Source organism: Dactylosporangium sp. NPDC051087 (assembly GCF_055586325.1).
In genome coordinates, this window is the sequence record NZ_JBVJIJ010000008.1 from 254,218 (window position 1) to 270,299 (window position 16,082).

Sequence of the window (16,082 nt, forward strand, 5' to 3'; positions counted from 1 at the left end):
GGACACAACAAACGTGCGGCCCCTTTTCCCCCACACCCTCTCTTTCTTCGTTCGTTGTTTTGGGGGTGGGGGCGAACCCCCCCCCCCCCCCCCCCCCCCCCCCCCCCCGGTGCTGGCGAATCCGGCCCGCCGCGGCGAGCAGCGCGGCCGACATGCCGCCGAGGTAGAGCGATCCGAGCGCCTGCACGTCCACCGTCAGGTCCGGGCGGGTGCCCGTACGCGTGCACTCGGTCCCGTCGGGTGTCACGCTCAGCCGCCAGGTCCCGGCGTTGCGCGGGCACATCCTGTCCTCGTCGACGGCGATCGTCAGTTCGGCGCCGGTGTCGTATCCGCGTGCCGTCAGCGCGGCCGGCAGGTCCAGGATGCGCAGCCACAGGTTGTCGGTCTGCCGGGTGACCCGCAGCGCCCGCGGGTTGTGCAGCATCCACCGCAGCGGCTCGTCCGCCGGGCGGGTCGGCGCGACGACGCGCCTGGTCAGGTCGAAGTCGGTGAGCAGCAGCCACATCGCCCGGTACGCGTCCGCCGTCACGGCGTGCAGCGCGTCGACGACGAGCGTCCCGGTGTGCTCGACGTGCGGTGACCAGGGCAGCCGGAAGTTCGCGATCCCGTCGGCGGTCCCGTGTCCGTCGCGGTGGACGAGGTACCGGGTGGGCCCGTCGGTGCCGTGCGCGTCGTCGTGCAGCCCGTCCCACCGCCCCGGCAACGGCGACAGCTCACCGACCCGGATGCGGCGGACCTGCTCGTGGACCAGCGGCCAGACCTGCCGCGCGGTGGCGGCGTCGACGAGCTCCAGCGACCCGGCGGGCGGGTCCGTGTCCCGGAACGCGGCCTCGCCCCGGTCGAGGTCCCACCGGGTCCGCACCGTCGCCGGCGAGAACCCGAACCGGCCGTAGATGCCGCCCTCGCTGGCGCTCAACGCGCCGAGGGGTTCGCCGCGCTCGACGGCCTCGTCGAACATCGCCTGCATCATCCCGCGCAGCAGCCCCCGCCGGCGGTGGGTCGCGGTCACCGCGGTCGCCGTCACCCCACCGAACGGCACCGTCCGCGCCCCGGGGACGGTGATCTCCATCGACAGCATCGCGGACCCGCCGACGACCTTCGCCCCGTCGAACGCCGCCTGCGGGTGGAAATGCGCCGCCATGACGGTGTCCGTCCAGGCGGCGACCTGTTCGCCGGTCGCGGGCCGGTTCGGCGGCGGCCACGCCTCCGGCCCTCCGTGCCACGCCGCCGGCGCCGGCTCCCAGTGCGGCAGGCCGTTCACGTACGGCAGCACCCGCAGATACCCGGCGGCCTCGTCGCGGGTGACGGGCCGGATCTCGATCTCGATCGTCACGGTCGTCTATTGTTCCGGCTCGCCGGCCGCCGCGCGCGCCCGGCAAAGGACTGGACGGGGTGTCGCCGGTCTTGTAGCTTGCAGTGGACCGAGACACCACCCGAGGAGGTGAGACCTATGAACGTTGCAGTGAAGTGGGTGCTCCCCCTTGCCGTCACGGTCGGGCGATCGACGTAGGTGTCGCCCGGGAGCGCCTCCGTCGAGAAGGCATCCCGAAAGGCAACACCCAATGCACGCTCAGCACACTGAATCCACCGTGTTCGACGTCATCGTCGCCGGCTGCGGGCCGACCGGCGCGATGCTGGCCGCCGAGCTGCGGCTGCACGACGTGCGGGTCCTCGTCCTGGAGCAGGAGACCGGGCCCGTCTCCGCCGTCCGGATCGTCGGCCTGCACACCCGCAGCCTGGAGATCATGGCCATGCGCGGCCTGCTGGAGCGCATCGTCGAACGGGGACGGCGGCGCCCCGCCGGCAGCTACTTCGCCGCCATCGACAAACCCGCGCCGGCGGGCCTGGACTCCCCGTACGCCTTCCTGCTGGGCATCCCGCAACCGGTCATCGTCGCCCTGCTCGAACGGCACGCGACCGACCAGGGCGCGCAGATCCGCCGCGGCCGCGCGGTGACCGGCCTCGAGCAGGACGACGACGGTGTGACCGTCGAGCTGGCCGGCGGGGAACGGCTGCGGGCGCGGTACCTCGTCGGCTGCGACGGCGCCCGCAGCACGGTCCGCAAACTCCTCGGCGTCGGCTTCCCCGGCGAACCTTCACGGTCCGAGACCCTGATGGGTGAGCTGGAAGCAGGTGCGCCGCCGGAGGAGATCGCCGCCAAGGTCGCCGAGATCCGCGAGACCGATCAGCGGTTCATGTTCGGGCCGTTCGGCGAACGGGTCTACCGCGTCGTCATCCCCGGCGCCGGCGTCAGCGACCGCGCGGAACCACCCACGCTGGAGGATTTCCGGCGGCAGCTGCGTACCGTCGCCGGGACCGACTTCGGGGTGCACTCCCCGCGCTGGTTGTCCCGCTTCGGCGACGCGACCCGGCTGGCCGACCGGTATCGGGTCGGGCGGGTGCTGCTGGCCGGCGACGCGGCGCACATCCATCCACCCATCGGCGGGCAGGGCCTCAACCTGGGCGTGCAGGACGCGTTCAACCTCGGCTGGAAACTCGCCGCGCGGGTCCGCGGCTGGGCGCCCGACCCGCTGCTGGACACGTACCACGCCGAACGGCACCCGGTCGCCGCGGACGTGCTGGACAACACCCGCGCGCAGACGGCACTGCTGGCGGACGGCCCCGGCCCGCGGGCCGCGCGCAGGCTGCTCGCCGAGCTGATGGACTTCGACGCGGTGAACCGCCACCTGACCGAGAAGATCACCGCGACCGGCGTCCGCTACGACCTCGGCGGCCTCGGCGGCCTGCCCGGCCTGGTCGGTCGCCGCATGCCGGACCTCGACGTGCGGCAGGGTCGCCTGTACGGCCTGCTGCACCGCGGCCGTGGCCTGCTGCTGGACCGCGCCGGAACCCTGACCGCCGGCGGCTGGTCGGACCGGGTCGACACGCTCGCCGATCCGACCGCGGCACTGGACGTCCCGGCGGTCCTGCTCCGCCCCGACGGGCACGTCGCCTGGGCCGGCGACGATCAGCGGGACCTGGACGGGCACCTCACCCGCTGGTTCGGCGAACCCGCCGGCTGAGTTTCTGCTGCGTATCAGGGCGGGGGCTGGTCGCCGCGGGCGAGGCCGGCGCTGAGCTTGGCGAGCGCCGGCCAGTTGCCGTCGGCGGCCAGCCGCTCCGCCTCGGCGTCGGCCTCGTCCCGCCGGTCCGTCTTCGCCAGGAGACACCCCAGCGCCTTGTACGCGCCGAGCTCGCCGTCGGCGATCGCCGTCCTCGTCTGGTGCAGCGCCTCGTCCAGGTGCCCCTGAACGGTCAGCAGCCGCACCAGGCGGGGACGGGTCTCCGTCTCGCCGGCCGCGACCGCCGCCCGGTACACCTCCAGCGCCTCCTCGACCCGGCCGGCCTGCTCCAGCAGCTCGCCGAGCGGCCAGTACGCCACGGCCTCGTCGCCGAGGACCGCCCGGTACTCCGCGACCGCCTCGTCGACGCGGCCCTGGTCGGCGAGCAGCCGGGCGAGGCAGACGACCCCGGAAGGCCCGTCGTCGGCGATGACCGCCCGGTGCAGGTCGATGGCCTCCTCGACCCGGCCGATCTTCCCGAGCAGAAGGGCGAGGCCCTCACGGGTGCCGGTCAGACCGGCGTCGATCCCGCTCCGCCACGCCGCGACCGCCTCGTCGTGGCGGCCGAGGTCCCGGTACAGGGTCGCGAGCCCGAGCCAGCAGTGGACGTGCCCGCCGGCGACACCGGCCCGGTAGGTCGCCTCGGCCTCCTCGACCAGCCCCTGCTCCACCAGCAGGTCACCACGGTCGAGGGGATCGCCATTGATCATGGCGTGACTCTAGGCCCTCCTGTGCCGCTGGTGAGTATGTAGTGGCGCAGCTTGACAGGTCCGCCGTCGGGGGTGGTCCAGTCGGCGTCTGTCGTGTGCGTGTGCTGCCAGCCGCTGGCTTCGTAGAAGGCGACGGCTGCCGGGCGCTCTCCGTCGGCGACGTTCAGCGTGAGATCGTAGTCGTGCTCGGCGGCCCAGCTTCCGGCGTGGTTGACGAGCGCGCTGGCGAGGGAGCGACGCCGCGCGGCGGGAGTGACGAAGAGCCGGCAAAGTTCGACGTGGCGGGCCGGTGCTTCGCTGGGTGCGCTCCGGACCGCGACGTGGCCGTCGACGGTGCCGCCTGCGGCTTCGGCGATCCATGCATGCAACAGGCCCGGTGGGCTGAGCCACCCGCGCGGGTCCGCCGGCCAGTTCAGCGGGTATGCGTCGGCTTCGTGCACTGCGCGCAGCGCTTGAACGCACTGGTCCAGGTCGACGACTCGCCGGGTTCGGATGGCTGGACGTGACATCAGGCCATTATTTGCCGGCGCGGTCAGGGCGGCACTGTGGACGAGATGGGGACCTCATCACGTGATGGAACGGGTCTTCGGCGGGCGTGTCTGCGGCATCGACTGGAAACGGGTCCAGTTCGGGCAGGATCTTCAGCCAGGCGGCAAGTTCTGCCGAGAGATCGGTGTCTGTGACGAGGTGCATGACGGGTTTGAGGTCATTCAGCATTCGCTGGATGCCAAGAAGCCGGTGGTAATCCTGGTAGTCGTCGGTGCCGCTCAAGAGCCAGAGGATCTCTGCGATGTTCTCACCCGGCGTGGCGTAGTCGTCATCGGTGATCGGTTTGGCGCGCAGTTCCGCAGCACGGGTCATCGCCCGCGGGCGGGTGAAGCCGAACGTTCTGAGGGCTTGGCCGGCGACGCTGTCCGGTCGGACGTTTGCGGGTAGGAGGTCGGGGCGTCGACCGGCGGCGAGTCCGGCCGTCGTGAGCTGGACGAGGTTGCCGACGGCGATATCGATCGGGAAGTTCTGCTCCAGTGCCCAGTCGATCAGGGCTGCGGCCAGGTCAAGGTCGGCGCGGGGACGTCTCGCCGGTAGTCCTTGCTGCTCATGGCGAACGTCGGACACGGCAGAGTCGATGAGCGCGAGCCACCAGTGAGCCGCTGAGACGGAGGTGGATCGGCGGTCGAGCAGCCACTGTCTGCGGTCGGACGGATCGGTCACGAGCAGGTGGCGGTAGAGGTCCTCAAATTCGGTCATGGTCACCGTCGCGTTGTCGTGTCAGCTCAGCCGGTACTGCCATCCTTCGGCCCGCCATTCGAAGGTCGCCGCGACCAGTTCCCTGACGGTGCGGCCGGTGGTCACCTGTTCCAGGGCACGGTACGTGGCGAGGTGCCCGATCAGCATCACGCGCTGCCCGGCCCACCTGGTCGGCAGGTCGGCGAGGAACCGCACGACCCGGGCGATCGCCTGCTCGTGGCTTTCGCCGCCTGGGTACGGCCGGTCGCAGTACTCCAGCCGGTCGGCCTTGACGTCAGCGGCGGGCGAACCGTTGCGGGTGCCGAAGTCGCACTCACGCAGCCGCCAGTCGTGCAGGACCGGGATGCCGGTGCCGCCGAACGCGATGTCGGCGGTTTCCGCAGCGCGACGCAGGTCGGACGTGAACACCGCCGTGATGCCGTCGCCGCGCCGCCGGCGTCCCATGTCCGCCGCGTTGGCCCGGCCTTGCTCGCTCAGGCGCCCTGGCAGCCACCCTGTGGCGATCCCGCGCTCGTTGTCCTCGCTCAGCGCATGCGTCTCGAACACCACTTCGATCGACATCGTTCGACCGTATCGTCCGACCGTATCGCCTGGTGGTCCAGGGACGGCGCGTCGCCCGGGCGGGCTGGGATGATCCCGTGATGGAACGGGTCACCAGTCGCGTTGTGTACCAGAACCCCTGGATGGTCGTCCGGGAGGACGAGATTCGCCGTCCTGACGGAAGTCCTGGCATCTACGGCGTGGTGGAGAAGCCTGACTTCGCGCTGGTGATGCCGCGTTGGCGGGACGGGTTCTGGCTGGTGGAGCAGTTCCGGTACCCGGTGGGGCGGCGGGCCTGGGAGTTTCCGCAGGGCAGTTGGGGGCGTGGTGGCAGCGGGGACCAGGCCGCGCTTGCCCGTCAGGAGCTTGCCGAGGAGACCGGCCTGCGGGCTGCCTCGCTCACGCATCTGGGCCATCTGTTCGAGGCTTACGGCTTCTCGACCCAGGGGTTCGACGTCTATCTCGCGGAAGGACTCGCCGAGGGTGAGCCCGCCCGGGAGGCGAGTGAGCAGGACATGATCCATCGAGCGTTCACCGATCGGGAGATCGTCGGAATGATCCGGTCGGGACAGCTCGTGGACGCGCCGTCACTCGCGGCGCTGACGCTCTTCCAGTTGTCGCACCGGTGGGCCGGCGTACCGGCTCCCGCCTTCGATCACGCGGACTCGCAGATGCAGAGCTGAAGCGGCGAATCCGCGGCAAATGGCCGACCGGACCAGTCACCGTAGCGTTCGACGAGCTGAAGGCCGCCGAGCGAGACGAGCAGCGGCAGCTCCTGCGGGAAGATGCTCCTGATCTCGAGCGGTGCGACGACGAAGTCGGGCTCGGAGGCCGTCGAGAAGTACCACGTCCCGCGGGTGACCTGCGCGCGCGCATCGTAGATCTCGGCGACGTCGACCGTGACGTCGCCACGGCCGGGATCCGTGAACGACAACGACTCCCGGGAGCGTCGCCCGCCGTCGGCTTCGGCGAGCAGGCGCACGCTCGGGTTGAACACGTCGAAGACGAACCGTGCTCCCGGTGCCAGATGCCGTCGGACCGACTGGAAGCAGCTCACCAGGTCCTCGGCCGCATACAGGTGCAGCAGGGAGTTGGCGGTGATGAACACGAAGTCGAAGGTGCGGCCCAGGTCGAAGGCCCGCATGTCGCCCTGCGTCCATTCCACCTCCACCCCGCGGTCGTTCGCCTTGCGGCGGGCCTCGGCCAGCATGTCGGACGAGAGGTCCAGGCCGACGCACGGATGCCCGTCGGCCGCGATGGGGATCAGCTTGTGCCCGGTGCCGCACCCGAGTTCCAGTACGCGCCCGCCTCGCCGAGCGGCGGCGGCCCGGAAGAAGTCGATCGCGGTCCCGTCGCCCGGGAACATCAGGTCGTACAGCCTCGCGTGCGCGTAGAACGCTTCACTCATCGAGCGCCTTCCCCAGCAGTTCGTAGGTCTCCTGTACCGCCCCCGCGGCGCTCGGCACCACCACCGTCGCCGGGCGCAGACGGACGACGTCCATCAGGTTGTCGTACATGGCGGCGAGCATGACATGCCTGCCGCTCAGCTCGATGAGCCGATGGTGGTGGCGGATCCACGGGTCGACGCTTTCCTGACTGCGGCGGTCGACCGCGCGGTCGCCGCACGTGTCGGTCTCCTCGTCCTGCCATCCGCCCACGAGGCGGTGAGCCGCGCCATCCCGTCACCTCCGTCGATCGTCTTGTCAGGTTCATCCTTCCCGGGAGTTCCCGGGAGTCCCGGGACCGGACAGGTCTGCTGCCCGCTCCGGGGGAGGCTGCCGAGCATCCGCGCGCGCATAACAGTGATTATGGTGTAGCTCGATCGCAGGTAATTATCGGATTATCAGTAACTGCAATTCGGCAACTCGGCGTGTCGTGGGCGGGGGGCGAACGTGGGAACGCTTACGCTCACGACCGTGAAAGACGCGAAGGGCGCCGGAGCGCCGACCTGGGTGCACGCCCGCATCGACGCCGCCGGCGGTCCGTCCGGGAGGACCGGAACGAACACCGCGGACACAGCGGGAAGCGCCCGCGAGACGGCGGCACCAAATGAGCCGGAGAGCACCGCGGCCGGCCTTGAGGCAGGCCCCGCGAGAGCCGTGACAGCCGCCCCGTCAGCGGCTCCCACCTCAGGCCGCGAGACCGGCGCCCCGGCAGGTGCTCCAGGAAACGCCCGGAGAAAGACGGTCAAGGACGTCGCCCGAGCCGGCGTGGAGACGGCAACCGCACCCCACGAGCCCGCCGCGGACCCCGGCTGGGACGGGCGGGACCAGGACGGGGAGGAACGGCCGTGCGCGCACTGCAGCCGGCCCGTCCCGCAGCGCAACGCCGCGGGGCGGCCGTTCAGGTACTGCCGCGACAACGACGGCGAATGCCAGCGGAACGCGCGCAACGCCCGGCTCCGGCACCGGTCCTCCCCCGGGCTCAGCGGGCAGGTGGCCCGGGCGTTCGAGGTGGCCGAGCGCCTCGACCAGGTCGTGGAGACGCTCGTCGAGGCGCTGCACGGTGAGCTGTCCCCCCTCGGGGTGGAGCGGCAGATCGCCCAGGCCCGCGCCGAGGCCGCCGCCGGGGTCCTGACCGCCCACGCCGAACGCGACGACGCCCGCTCGGCGGCGCAGCAGGCCCTCGCCACGGCCAAGACCGCCGAGGCCGCCATGAACGCCGCCAGGACGGCCGCCGACAACGCCGTTCGGGTTGCGGACGATGCGGCGGCGGCTGCCCGTACCGACGCGGAAACCGCGAACCGGGACGCCGAGACGGCACGGCGGGACGCGGACCTGGCCCGGGACGACGCCCGGCGGGCCCAGGAGGAGGCCGCCGTCCGGGTCGCCGAGGCGGGTGCTGACGCGGCCCGGCGGGTCGACGCCGCCGAACGCGCCGCCAGGGACTCCGACGCGGCCGCGGCCGTCGCGGCGGTCGACCGGGACACGGCCCGCCGGGAGGCGGCGACGGAGGCGGCGTTGCGGGCGGAGGCGTACCGGGAACGGGACACCGCCCGCGCCGCCGCCGACACCGCGGCCCGGGACCGGGACGCGCTGGAGCGGACGTTGCAGAGCCGGCTCGAGGAGGGCACCCGGGTCCGGCGGCGGATGGAGGACGCGCAGGAACGCGCCGAACTGCTGCAGGGCGACGTCGTGCGGCTGCAGGATGAGAACCGCCGGCTGGAAGGTGAACTTCAGCGGTCCAGGGACCGCGCCGACGATCTTCGTGCCCAGCTGACCCGGGCCGTGGAGCGGGAGGTGACGGCGCAGGCGCAGCTGCAGCAGCAGCTCACGACGTTGAGCGGGGCGCTGGCGCAGCTGACCGGTTCCCGTCAACCGGCGACGCCGCCTGCCGAAACTACCGGTGGTGAGGCGCGCCACGGCGCGGCCTAACTGGTCGATCATTGAAACTCAACGTAAAATAACCGTACCGACCCGGCGACTGGACTACCGCCAGACCCGGAAGGTCGTGTAATCTGCCCGCCCGCAGTGGGAATCGTCAGACCACGTGGTGTCGTTGGTTACAACGAAGCGCAACACGATTCGAAGGGGAAGACCGACCATGGGCGAGCGCATGCTGCGCGGCAGCCGTCTCGGAGCCGTCAGCTACGAGTCCGACCGCAACACCGAGCTGGCTCCGCGTCAGACCCGAGAATACCTGTGCGCCAAGGGGCACCAGTTCGAGGTGCCGTTCGCTGTCGACGCCGAGGTCCCGATGACCTGGGAGTGCAAGTTCGACGGCAGTGTCGCCCGGCTGGTCGACGGCAACGAGCCGGAGGCGAAGAAGGCGAAGCCGCCGAGGACGCACTGGGACATGCTGCTGGAGCGGCGTTCCATCGCGGAGCTCGAGGACATCCTCAACGAGCGCCTCGAAGAGGTCCGCCACCGCCGCGGCCGTTCCGCGTAACGGCGGGCAACCGCATAAGCACGCATGACAGCACGGACGCCCCGACGGTCGAGGACCGTCGGGGCGCTCTGCGTGCGGACTGCGGCAACTGTTTCGGGCTGTGCTGCGTCGCGCCCGCGTTCTCCCGGTCGTCGGATTTCGCGATCGACAAGCCAGCCGGGCACGCCTGCCCCAACCTCGGCGCCACGTTCGCGTGCGGGATCCACACGTCGCTGCGGCCGCGCGGTTTCGCCGGTTGCACGGTGTACGACTGTTTCGGCGCCGGGCAGAAGGTCGCGCAGGAGACGTTCGCCGGCCGGGACTGGCGGACCCATCCCGCGACGGCACCGCTCATGTTCGACGTGTTCGCGGCCATGCGCCATCTGCACGAGCTGCTGTGGTATCTGTCGGAGGCCCGCGACCTGCCGGCGGCCGCGCCGCTGCACGCGGAGCTCGACGCGGCCCTGACCGGCACCCGCCGCCTCACCGACCTGCCGGCGGAGCAGCTCGCGGCCGTCGACGTGGACGCGCACCGGATGACGGTCGTGCCGCTGCTGCGCCGCGCCGGCGAGCTCGGCAGGGCGCAGGCGCGCGGGAAGCGCCGGCCGTTCCAGGGCCGGGACCTCGTCGGGAAGGACCTGCGCCGCACCGATCTGCGGGGCGCGGATCTGCGCGGGGCGTCAGCGGTCGGCGCCGACCTGCGGGGCGCCGACCTGACGGCCGCGGACGTGACCGGCGCGGATCTGCGCGGCGCCGACCTGCGGGGTGCGGATCTGCGCCGGACGTTATTCCTGATCCAGTCGCAGCTGGACGCCGCCCGCGGTGACGCCGCGACCCGGCTGCCGCTGACGCTCAGCCGTCCGGGCCACTGGGCCGCCCGCCGCTGAGCTCCGGCCCGTGGTTGTCGTCGGCGTCGACGGGCAACACGCCACCGGACACCAGCCCGCCGGAGACCAGGTCGCCGGGCGGGGCCGGCGGGTCAGGGGGCGGGGCGGGTGACAGGGCGTCGCTGACCGTGGCGTGCACCGGGATGCGGCCGCTGAGCCCGACCGTGTCGAGCAGTCTGGCGAGGAACGGCGACGGCGCCGCCAGTCGTAGGAACCCTCCGTCGGCGACGCACCGGTTGTGGCTGTACGCGAAGGTGCCGAGCCCGACCGAGTCGCAGAACTCGACGCCGCCGAGGTCCACCACGATCCGGGTCCGTCCGCTGTCCAGCGCACCGTGCATCGCCTCGCGTAACAGCGGTGACGAGTCGATGTCGAGGGCCCCGTGCAGCGTCACGAGGACGATGCCGCCGGGACGTTCGTTCACTGCAACATCCATCACTCGATCCTGCACCGGTTCGTCACGTTCCGCAGCACAGGCGGTCCGTCTCCGTGCACACCGGGACCATGGGCGCGATCAAGGGCGGGTACGTTGCGTGGGTGCTCGCCCGTCTCCTCACGGCCGCGACCCTGGCGCGGACCGCTGAGTCGGGTGCCACGGTCGTGCTGCTCCTCGCGTCGGTCAGGCAGTTCGGGGACCCGGCGCCCGGCGCGCTGATCCTGTCGGCGTTGCTGGTCCCGCACGTGGTCGCCGGCCCGTTCGTCGGGCTCGTCACGGACCGGGCCCGCCGCCCGCGGCTGGTCCACGCGGGGTTCGCGGCGCTGTTCGGTGTCGCGGTCGGCGGGGTGCTCCTGCTGACCGGTGTGGCGCCGTTGCCGCTGGTCCTGGCCCTGGCGGTGGTCGCCGGGACCTGCGGTCCGATGATCTTCGGTGGTCTGTCGAGCCGTCTCGACGACGTGGTGCCCGAGGCGGGCCGTCCCCGGGCGCGTGGCCTGGACGCGGCGACGTACAACGTGGCGGAGATCGCCGGTCCGGCGGCGGGTGCGTTGCTGGTCGCGGCGTTCGGGGTGCCGGTCGCCGCGCTGGTCCTGTCCGCCGCGTGCCTCGTCGCGGCCGGGACCCTGGTCACCGTCGTCGCCCCCGGTCCCGTCGCCGCCGATCACGTTCCGGTTGCGGCGGGTGTACGCGACGCGACACCCCGACCGGCGGCGCGGCCGGGGGTGCGGGACGGTCTTGCCGCGATCGTCCGGAGCCGGCCCCTGCTGGCCGTGACGGCGGCGACGGCGTTCGCGTCGTACGCCGCCGGGATGATCACGCCGGTGGCGGTGGTCCTCGGTGTCGCGGAGGGGCGTCCGGCCGGGGGTGGTCTGCTGGTGACGGCCCTCGGCGTGGGTGCGTTGTGCGGGTCGCTGCTGGTGGCGCGGTTCCCGGTCCGGGTGCCGGCGCAGCTGGTCGTGCTGACCTGCATGGCCGGTGTCGGGATCGCGTTCGCGGGTGCGGCGGCCGCGTTGCTGGGTGCGGTGCCGTGGCCGGTGCTGGTCGGGGTGTTCGCGGTCGCCGGGGTCCTGGACGGGCCGATGCTGTCGTCGGTGCTGGAGGTCCGGTCCCTGGAAGCGCCGCCGGGGACCCGCACGCAGGTGTTCACCGTCGGGTCCGGGATCAAGCTGACGGCGGCGTCGGTGGGCGCGGCGACGTTCACGCTCGTGGCGGGGGCGTCCCCGGCGGCGCTGGTCGGGGTCCTGGCCGGGGGTCACCTGCTCGCCGCTGCCGTCGGCGCGCTGCTGCTGCGCCGCCGCTGACCCCTGCTCCGCCGCTGGTGTGCCGCGGGTGCGCCGCGCTGCGGGGCCGGGTAGACGGGCGGGCGGCACCCCGGGTGTGGGGTGCCGCCCGCTGTGCTGTCGCGCGCTGGTTCAGCGGTGGTGGCGACGGCCGTACTCGTGGGCGACGAGCAGGAACTTCTTGCGGCCGATCTTGTAGCAGTCGCTGTCGTCCCACTGGTTGCGGACCTCGCCGACCCAGCCCGCGAAGTTGCAGGCCTTCGCCGTCGAGTAGGTCCGGACCGGCCAGGACTGCACCCAGCGGTTGTCGCGGCGGTGACCGTCGAACGTGCCGATCCACCCGTTGTTGTGGTGGCGCATGCCGCCGTTGTTGTTCCCGCCGTTGCCGCCGCCGTTGTTGTTGCCGCCGGGGTGGTTGTTGCCCCCGCCGTTGTTGCCCCCGTTGTTCCCGCCGTTGTTGTTGCCGCCGCCGTTGTTGCCCCCGGGACCGCCGCCGGGGCCGCCCGGGCCGGGCTTGACGACGGTGGTGCTGGTGTCGGCGGCGGGTGCTGCCGAAGCGGTGGTGGCGGTCATGCCGAAGACCGCGCCGGCGGCCAGGGTCATACCGGCCATGGCCAGGAACCGCTGTGTGTTACGCATCGTTGACTCCCCCTCGTGTCGTGATGACGCAGTCACACTATGTAGTTGAACGCCACAAAATACGCAAAACGCGTCATCCTTTCAGTCAAAGGCGGGACGCCGTTAGGGCAGCCGGTGACACCGGTCGGCGTGACTCGTTGAACCTGTGGTCGTTCTACGCGACGCCGCGCCGGAGGACCGTGCCGCCGGCCGTGAACGGCGCCCGCCGCGTCACCGTGAACCCGGCCCGCGTGTAGGCGCGCAGCGCCGCGGTGTTCCCGGCGGCGACCTCCAGCTCGGCGGTCCGGGCGCCCCGCCCGCGGGCCCAGTCGGTGACGGCGGTGACGAGCAGCCCGGCGACGCCGCGGCCGCGGGCGGCCGGGCACACCCACATGCTGATCAGGTGGGCGACCTCCGGCTCGCCTGGGGTGATCCACCCGCAGGCGATCCCGACGGGTTCGGGGCCGTCGAACGCGGCGTAGCAGACGCCGTGCGGCGGCCATTCCTGCCACTCCCGCGCCGACCGGCGGGCCTCACGGGCGTGGCTGCTGGCGAACGTGGCCGGGCTGTCCAGCAGCGCGGCGAGCCGCAGCTGCCGTTTGAGCTGCCATTCCTCGCCGGTGAGGGCACGGGCGGCCCTGTGGCCTGCTCCGTGGCCTGCTCCGTGGCCTGCTCGGTGGTTCACCTGTCGGCGTGGTCGGTGTCCAGCTGCTCCACGACGGGCCGGACGACGTCGTCGAGGTGCCGGACGAGGACGGCGACGGCGCGTTCGGCCGCGGCGCCGACGTGCCGGTCCTGCGTCGGGGTCGGCAGCCCGTCCAGCGGCAGCGGGGTCTCCAGCAGCAGGGTGCCGCGCAGGTGCGGGTGCCGGCTGAGGTCCTCCGCGGTCGGCTGCACGAACTGCCCGAACAGTTCGGGCCAGCCGCGCCAGCCGCGGTCCCGCCACCACGTGCGGGACGCGGTCAGCGGCGCCGGGAGCGGCGAAACGAGCTCGACGCGGGCGGTGAGGCCGCCGTCGAACGGGTTGCGCAGGCACAGCACGGACAGGACCCGCCGGTGCCAGCGGACATAGCCGGGGTCGAGCAGCGGCGGGGTCGCGGTGGCCCAGGCGACGCATGCGAACCCGACGGGTGCGATGTCACCGATGGTGCCGGCGAAGTCAGCGGCCCGGTCCTGGACGGCGCTGAAGTACCGGTCCCGGTCGCGGTCCAACCAGAACGTCTTCACACCTTGCGACGGTAGCCCCCCGACGTTCAGTGCATGTGCAGGATGGCGGCGGTGACGGCCCGCCGCAGGTCAGGGTTGGTCAGCAGGTCGGTGCTGTCGGTGTGCTGGTCGACGGCGCCGACGGGCGGCAGCCGGCGGACGTCCGGGTCGCCGATCGCGTCGTGGAGCGCGGCGGCGAACCGTCCGGCGTCGATCACGTCGTACGGCCGGTCGAAGTACGGGCGCCGGATCGCGTCGACCACCGCGGACAGCCCGAGACCGTTCTGGACCTGCCCGGCGGTCTCGTACGCGTCGCACAGGTCGTCGAACCCGTCGCCGGTGTGCCGGGTGTACGCGGTGCCGAGCCATTTGCTGTACGGCGGGTACAGCCGTGCCTGCAGCAGCCTGAGCCGCATCACGTGCCGGGTGAGCCGCGCGGTGACGATCCGCGCGCCGAGCGTGTCGCCGGCTTCGGCGGCCCGTGCCGGGAACGCCTCCTCCTGCGCGAGGTGGGTCCACTGCGCGGCGAGGACGTACCGCCACACGTCCGGCGGGTACCACGCCACCGTGGCCCGCAACCCGGTCAGCTGCCCGTCGTCGTCGTGGTAGACGGCACCGCCGACGGTTTCGGCGAACACCTGCGCGGGGGTGGCGAGCCAGTCCAGCAGCGTCCCGGTGAACGGCGCCCCGAACCGGTCGGTGACCCAGTCGTCGAAGGTGCTGATCTCGACCCGGTGCGCGACGGGCCCGTCGGTCGCGGTCATGACCCGGATCCGTTCGCCGGGTGGCATGAAGTGCGTCGGCCAGCCGAGGATCTGCTTCGGCAGCCGGTCCCGCAGCATCGCGTCGATGCCCGGCCCGTGCCGGGTGGCGTCGGCGGGGTCGAGCAGCAGGGTGAGCCTGGGTCCCCAGTCGTGGTCGGTCGAGCGGGGCGTGTCGTAGCCGAGGACGTCGGACCCGGGTCCGATCCGCGCCGCCGTGTGCGGCAGTCCCGGGTAGTGCGCGTCGAGCAGCGGCCGGACCGCCGTGGTGTAGAACTCCTCGCACAGCCGGACCCCCGGCAGGAAGGCGGTCACAGGACGAGCGCCGGGTGGCGGGGGTCGTCGGCGCGGACGACGACGTCGGCGTATTCCTGTGGCATCGCTTCCTCGTCGTAGCGCTGGAACGCGGGCAGCGTCCACTGCCACGGGTCGGGGGTGCGCCGGGCGAGCGCCGCCGCGGTCTGGGTGAGGTGGACGGTGACGTCGAAGTCGAGGCCGGCGCCGAGCAGCATCGTGCCCGACACGACGACGACCGCGCCGGGCGGCAGTTCCAGGTAGGGGGCCCGGGTCGCGCGGTCCTTGACCGGGTCCCACAGCGACGGCAGGACCCTGCCGGTGCCTCCGGCGGCGGCGGGGGTGAGGACCTCCCGGGTGATCGCCCGCAGGTCGAGCCAGTCCTCGTAGTAGGCGTCGGGGTTGGTGCGGCCACGCTCCAGCCGCAGCGACGCGGCGCGCAGGAACCCTCCGGCGGGGATGTGCACAGCGTGCCCGCCGGCGTCGGTGACGGCGGCGGCGATCCGCGCGGCGAGGACCTCCGGCGCCGCGGTGGGTGCCCCGTCCACGGCGACCCGTGTCGCGGCGTCGCGGAGCACCCGTGCGGCGATGTCGGCGGCCAGCGCGTCGACGGTGACCGGCCGGGCCTTCACTGGGTGTGGTGGCGGTGCTGCGGGTCGATCACGTCGCCCTCGATGACCTCGCCCTGCAGCACTTCCCCGCCGCCGGCGGCTTGGGTGGGCACCTGACCCCCGCTGGGGGTGTCGGCGCGGGTCGCTTTGACGATCCGCGGCCCGAACAGGTCCCCGGCCGCGGCGGCGGAGATCCGCGCCTCGGTCGCCTGCCGGATCTGCCGCCCGGTGAACGCCCGCACGGGCGGGATCAGCAGGAGCAGCCCGGCGGCGTCGGTGATGAACCCGGGGACGAGCAGCAGCAGCGCGGCGGCGAGCCCGGCGACGCCGGTGCCGGCCTCACGGCCGGGTGGCCGGCCCTCGCTCATCGCGGTCCGCAGCCGCTGCCAGGCGCGGACGCCTTCGCGTTTGAGGAGGATCCCGCCGAGGACGGTGGTGACGACCCCGGCGAGGACGGCCCACCACCAGCCGATCGCGTGCGCGACGAGCACGAACACGGTGATCTCGGCGATGACGAGGACGAGAGCGCCGGCGGCGGCGAAACCCAGCTTCCGCATGTGCG

At 72.6% G+C, this 16,082-nt stretch carries 20 protein-coding genes; 6 read left to right on the plus strand and 14 right to left on the minus strand.

Translation table 11 applies throughout. From position 1 onward, the window contains the following. On the minus strand, nucleotides 1-1,333 hold a 1,333-nt coding region (locus ACZ6TV_RS17635; protein ID WP_465298237.1), incomplete at its 3' end, for a GNAT family N-acetyltransferase. Between the two features lie 256 nt (nucleotides 1,334-1,589). Here ACZ6TV_RS17635 and ACZ6TV_RS17640 point away from each other — a divergent pair. Then, entirely contained in the window at nucleotides 1,590-3,023 is a 1,434-nt protein-coding gene (locus tag ACZ6TV_RS17640; protein ID WP_465298238.1) for an FAD-dependent monooxygenase, read from the plus strand. Nucleotides 3,024-3,037: 14 nt separating this feature from the next. On the opposite strand, the gene ACZ6TV_RS17645 is transcribed toward ACZ6TV_RS17640, so the two are convergent. Genes ACZ6TV_RS17645 through ACZ6TV_RS17660 form a run of 4 tightly spaced genes read right to left on the minus strand, consistent with a single transcriptional unit; the run spans nucleotide 3,038 to nucleotide 5,581 of the window. Then, complete coding sequence (locus ACZ6TV_RS17645) at nucleotides 3,038-3,772, minus strand: tetratricopeptide repeat protein (RefSeq protein WP_465298239.1); 735 nt, start codon at nucleotides 3,770-3,772, stop codon at nucleotides 3,038-3,040. Further along, the gene (locus ACZ6TV_RS17650; RefSeq protein ID WP_465298240.1) at nucleotides 3,769-4,281 is read right to left on the minus strand and encodes a GNAT family N-acetyltransferase; all 513 of its coding nucleotides are present in this window, start codon (nucleotides 4,279-4,281) and stop codon (nucleotides 3,769-3,771) included. The genes ACZ6TV_RS17645 and ACZ6TV_RS17650 overlap by 4 nt, the downstream gene beginning before the upstream one ends. 7 nt (nucleotides 4,282-4,288) lie before the next feature. Beyond that, nucleotides 4,289-5,026, minus strand: a complete 738-nt coding sequence (locus ACZ6TV_RS17655; RefSeq protein ID WP_465298241.1) for a hypothetical protein — start codon at nucleotides 5,024-5,026, stop codon at nucleotides 4,289-4,291. A 15-nt stretch (nucleotides 5,027-5,041) separates the two neighbouring features. Further along, nucleotides 5,042-5,581, minus strand: coding sequence for a histidine phosphatase family protein (locus ACZ6TV_RS17660; RefSeq protein WP_465298242.1), 540 nt, complete (start codon nucleotides 5,579-5,581; stop codon nucleotides 5,042-5,044). Nucleotides 5,582-5,661: 80 nt separating this feature from the next. On the opposite strand from ACZ6TV_RS17660, the gene ACZ6TV_RS17665 reads away from it, so the two are divergent. Beyond that, complete coding sequence (locus ACZ6TV_RS17665; protein WP_465298243.1) at nucleotides 5,662-6,243, plus strand: NUDIX domain-containing protein; 582 nt, start codon at nucleotides 5,662-5,664, stop codon at nucleotides 6,241-6,243. Here the strand turns inward: ACZ6TV_RS17665 and ACZ6TV_RS17670 are convergent. Both ACZ6TV_RS17670 and ACZ6TV_RS17675 read right to left on the minus strand, forming a co-directional pair. Beyond that, nucleotides 6,216-6,926 (minus strand): class I SAM-dependent methyltransferase, encoded by a 711-nt coding sequence (locus ACZ6TV_RS17670; RefSeq protein WP_465298244.1) that lies wholly within the window; start codon nucleotides 6,924-6,926, stop codon nucleotides 6,216-6,218. The two genes, ACZ6TV_RS17665 and ACZ6TV_RS17670, sit on opposite strands and share 28 nt — an antisense overlap. Nucleotides 6,927-6,960: 34 nt before the next feature. Further along, a complete protein-coding gene (locus ACZ6TV_RS17675) occupies nucleotides 6,961-7,218 on the minus strand; it encodes a hypothetical protein (protein WP_465298245.1) in 258 nt (85 codons plus the stop codon). Between the two features lie 552 nt (nucleotides 7,219-7,770). Here ACZ6TV_RS17675 and ACZ6TV_RS17680 point away from each other — a divergent pair. The 3 genes from ACZ6TV_RS17680 (at nucleotide 7,771) to ACZ6TV_RS17690 (ending at nucleotide 10,314) form a co-directional block, all read left to right on the plus strand. Next, on the plus strand, nucleotides 7,771-8,934 hold the full coding sequence (locus ACZ6TV_RS17680) for a coiled-coil domain-containing protein (protein ID WP_465298246.1): 1,164 nt from the start codon (nucleotides 7,771-7,773) through the stop codon (nucleotides 8,932-8,934). 169 nt (nucleotides 8,935-9,103) lie between these two features. Then, nucleotides 9,104-9,448: an RNA polymerase-binding protein RbpA gene (locus ACZ6TV_RS17685; RefSeq protein ID WP_033364323.1), complete on the plus strand. Its 345-nt coding sequence runs from the start codon at nucleotides 9,104-9,106 to the stop codon at nucleotides 9,446-9,448. A 68-nt stretch (nucleotides 9,449-9,516) separates the two neighbouring features. Further along, entirely contained in the window at nucleotides 9,517-10,314 is a 798-nt protein-coding gene (locus ACZ6TV_RS17690; RefSeq protein WP_465298336.1) for a pentapeptide repeat-containing protein, read from the plus strand. Here the strand turns inward: ACZ6TV_RS17690 and ACZ6TV_RS17695 are convergent. Beyond that, nucleotides 10,280-10,750, minus strand: coding sequence for an STAS domain-containing protein (locus ACZ6TV_RS17695; RefSeq protein ID WP_465298247.1), 471 nt, complete (start codon nucleotides 10,748-10,750; stop codon nucleotides 10,280-10,282). The genes ACZ6TV_RS17690 and ACZ6TV_RS17695 overlap by 35 nt on opposite strands. 101 nt (nucleotides 10,751-10,851) lie before the next feature. On the opposite strand from ACZ6TV_RS17695, the gene ACZ6TV_RS17700 reads away from it, so the two are divergent. Further along, nucleotides 10,852-12,051: an MFS transporter gene (locus ACZ6TV_RS17700; RefSeq protein WP_465298248.1), complete on the plus strand. Its 1,200-nt coding sequence runs from the start codon at nucleotides 10,852-10,854 to the stop codon at nucleotides 12,049-12,051. Nucleotides 12,052-12,162: 111 nt separating this feature from the next. On the opposite strand, the gene ACZ6TV_RS17705 is transcribed toward ACZ6TV_RS17700, so the two are convergent. From ACZ6TV_RS17705 to ACZ6TV_RS17730, 6 genes are all read right to left on the minus strand, one after another. Further along, entirely contained in the window at nucleotides 12,163-12,669 is a 507-nt protein-coding gene (locus ACZ6TV_RS17705) for a hypothetical protein (RefSeq protein ID WP_465298249.1), read from the minus strand. A 154-nt stretch (nucleotides 12,670-12,823) separates the two neighbouring features. After that, the gene (locus ACZ6TV_RS17710; protein ID WP_465298250.1) at nucleotides 12,824-13,333 is read right to left on the minus strand and encodes a GNAT family N-acetyltransferase; all 510 of its coding nucleotides are present in this window, start codon (nucleotides 13,331-13,333) and stop codon (nucleotides 12,824-12,826) included. Continuing rightward, nucleotides 13,330-13,875, minus strand: a complete 546-nt coding sequence (locus ACZ6TV_RS17715) for a hypothetical protein (RefSeq protein WP_465298251.1) — start codon at nucleotides 13,873-13,875, stop codon at nucleotides 13,330-13,332. The genes ACZ6TV_RS17710 and ACZ6TV_RS17715 overlap by 4 nt, the downstream gene beginning before the upstream one ends. 26 nt (nucleotides 13,876-13,901) lie before the next feature. Continuing rightward, entirely contained in the window at nucleotides 13,902-14,930 is a 1,029-nt protein-coding gene (locus ACZ6TV_RS17720) for a DUF4037 domain-containing protein (protein ID WP_465298252.1), read from the minus strand. Beyond that, nucleotides 14,927-15,541: a nucleoside/nucleotide kinase family protein gene (locus ACZ6TV_RS17725; protein ID WP_465298253.1), complete on the minus strand. Its 615-nt coding sequence runs from the start codon at nucleotides 15,539-15,541 to the stop codon at nucleotides 14,927-14,929. Before ACZ6TV_RS17725 ends, ACZ6TV_RS17720 begins: the two co-directional genes overlap by 4 nt. Beyond that, nucleotides 15,538-16,077, minus strand: coding sequence for an FxsA family protein (locus ACZ6TV_RS17730; protein WP_465298254.1), 540 nt, complete (start codon nucleotides 16,075-16,077; stop codon nucleotides 15,538-15,540). Before ACZ6TV_RS17730 ends, ACZ6TV_RS17725 begins: the two co-directional genes overlap by 4 nt. Nucleotides 16,078-16,082 lie beyond the last annotated feature (5 nt).

Bases quoted from the DNA above. Each gene is read 5' to 3' on its own strand.
- ACZ6TV_RS17670 (WP_465298244.1), bottom strand. From the start codon at position 6,926: ATGTTCCCGGGCGACGGGACCGCGATCGACTTCTTCCGGGCCGCCGCC.
- ACZ6TV_RS17685 (WP_033364323.1), top strand. From the start codon at position 9,104: ATGGGCGAGCGCATGCTGCGCGGCAGCCGTCTCGGAGCCGTCAGCTAC.
- ACZ6TV_RS17665 (WP_465298243.1), top strand. From the start codon at position 5,662: ATGGAACGGGTCACCAGTCGCGTTGTGTACCAGAACCCCTGGATGGTC.
- ACZ6TV_RS17695 (WP_465298247.1), bottom strand. From the start codon at position 10,750: ATGGATGTTGCAGTGAACGAACGTCCCGGCGGCATCGTCCTCGTGACG.
- ACZ6TV_RS17645 (WP_465298239.1), bottom strand. From the start codon at position 3,772: ATGATCAATGGCGATCCCCTCGACCGTGGTGACCTGCTGGTGGAGCAG.
- ACZ6TV_RS17730 (WP_465298254.1), bottom strand. From the start codon at position 16,077: ATGCGGAAGCTGGGTTTCGCCGCCGCCGGCGCTCTCGTCCTCGTCATC.
- ACZ6TV_RS17660 (WP_465298242.1), bottom strand. From the start codon at position 5,581: ATGTCGATCGAAGTGGTGTTCGAGACGCATGCGCTGAGCGAGGACAAC.
- ACZ6TV_RS17705 (WP_465298249.1), bottom strand. From the start codon at position 12,669: ATGCGTAACACACAGCGGTTCCTGGCCATGGCCGGTATGACCCTGGCC.
- ACZ6TV_RS17650 (WP_465298240.1), bottom strand. From the start codon at position 4,281: ATGTCACGTCCAGCCATCCGAACCCGGCGAGTCGTCGACCTGGACCAG.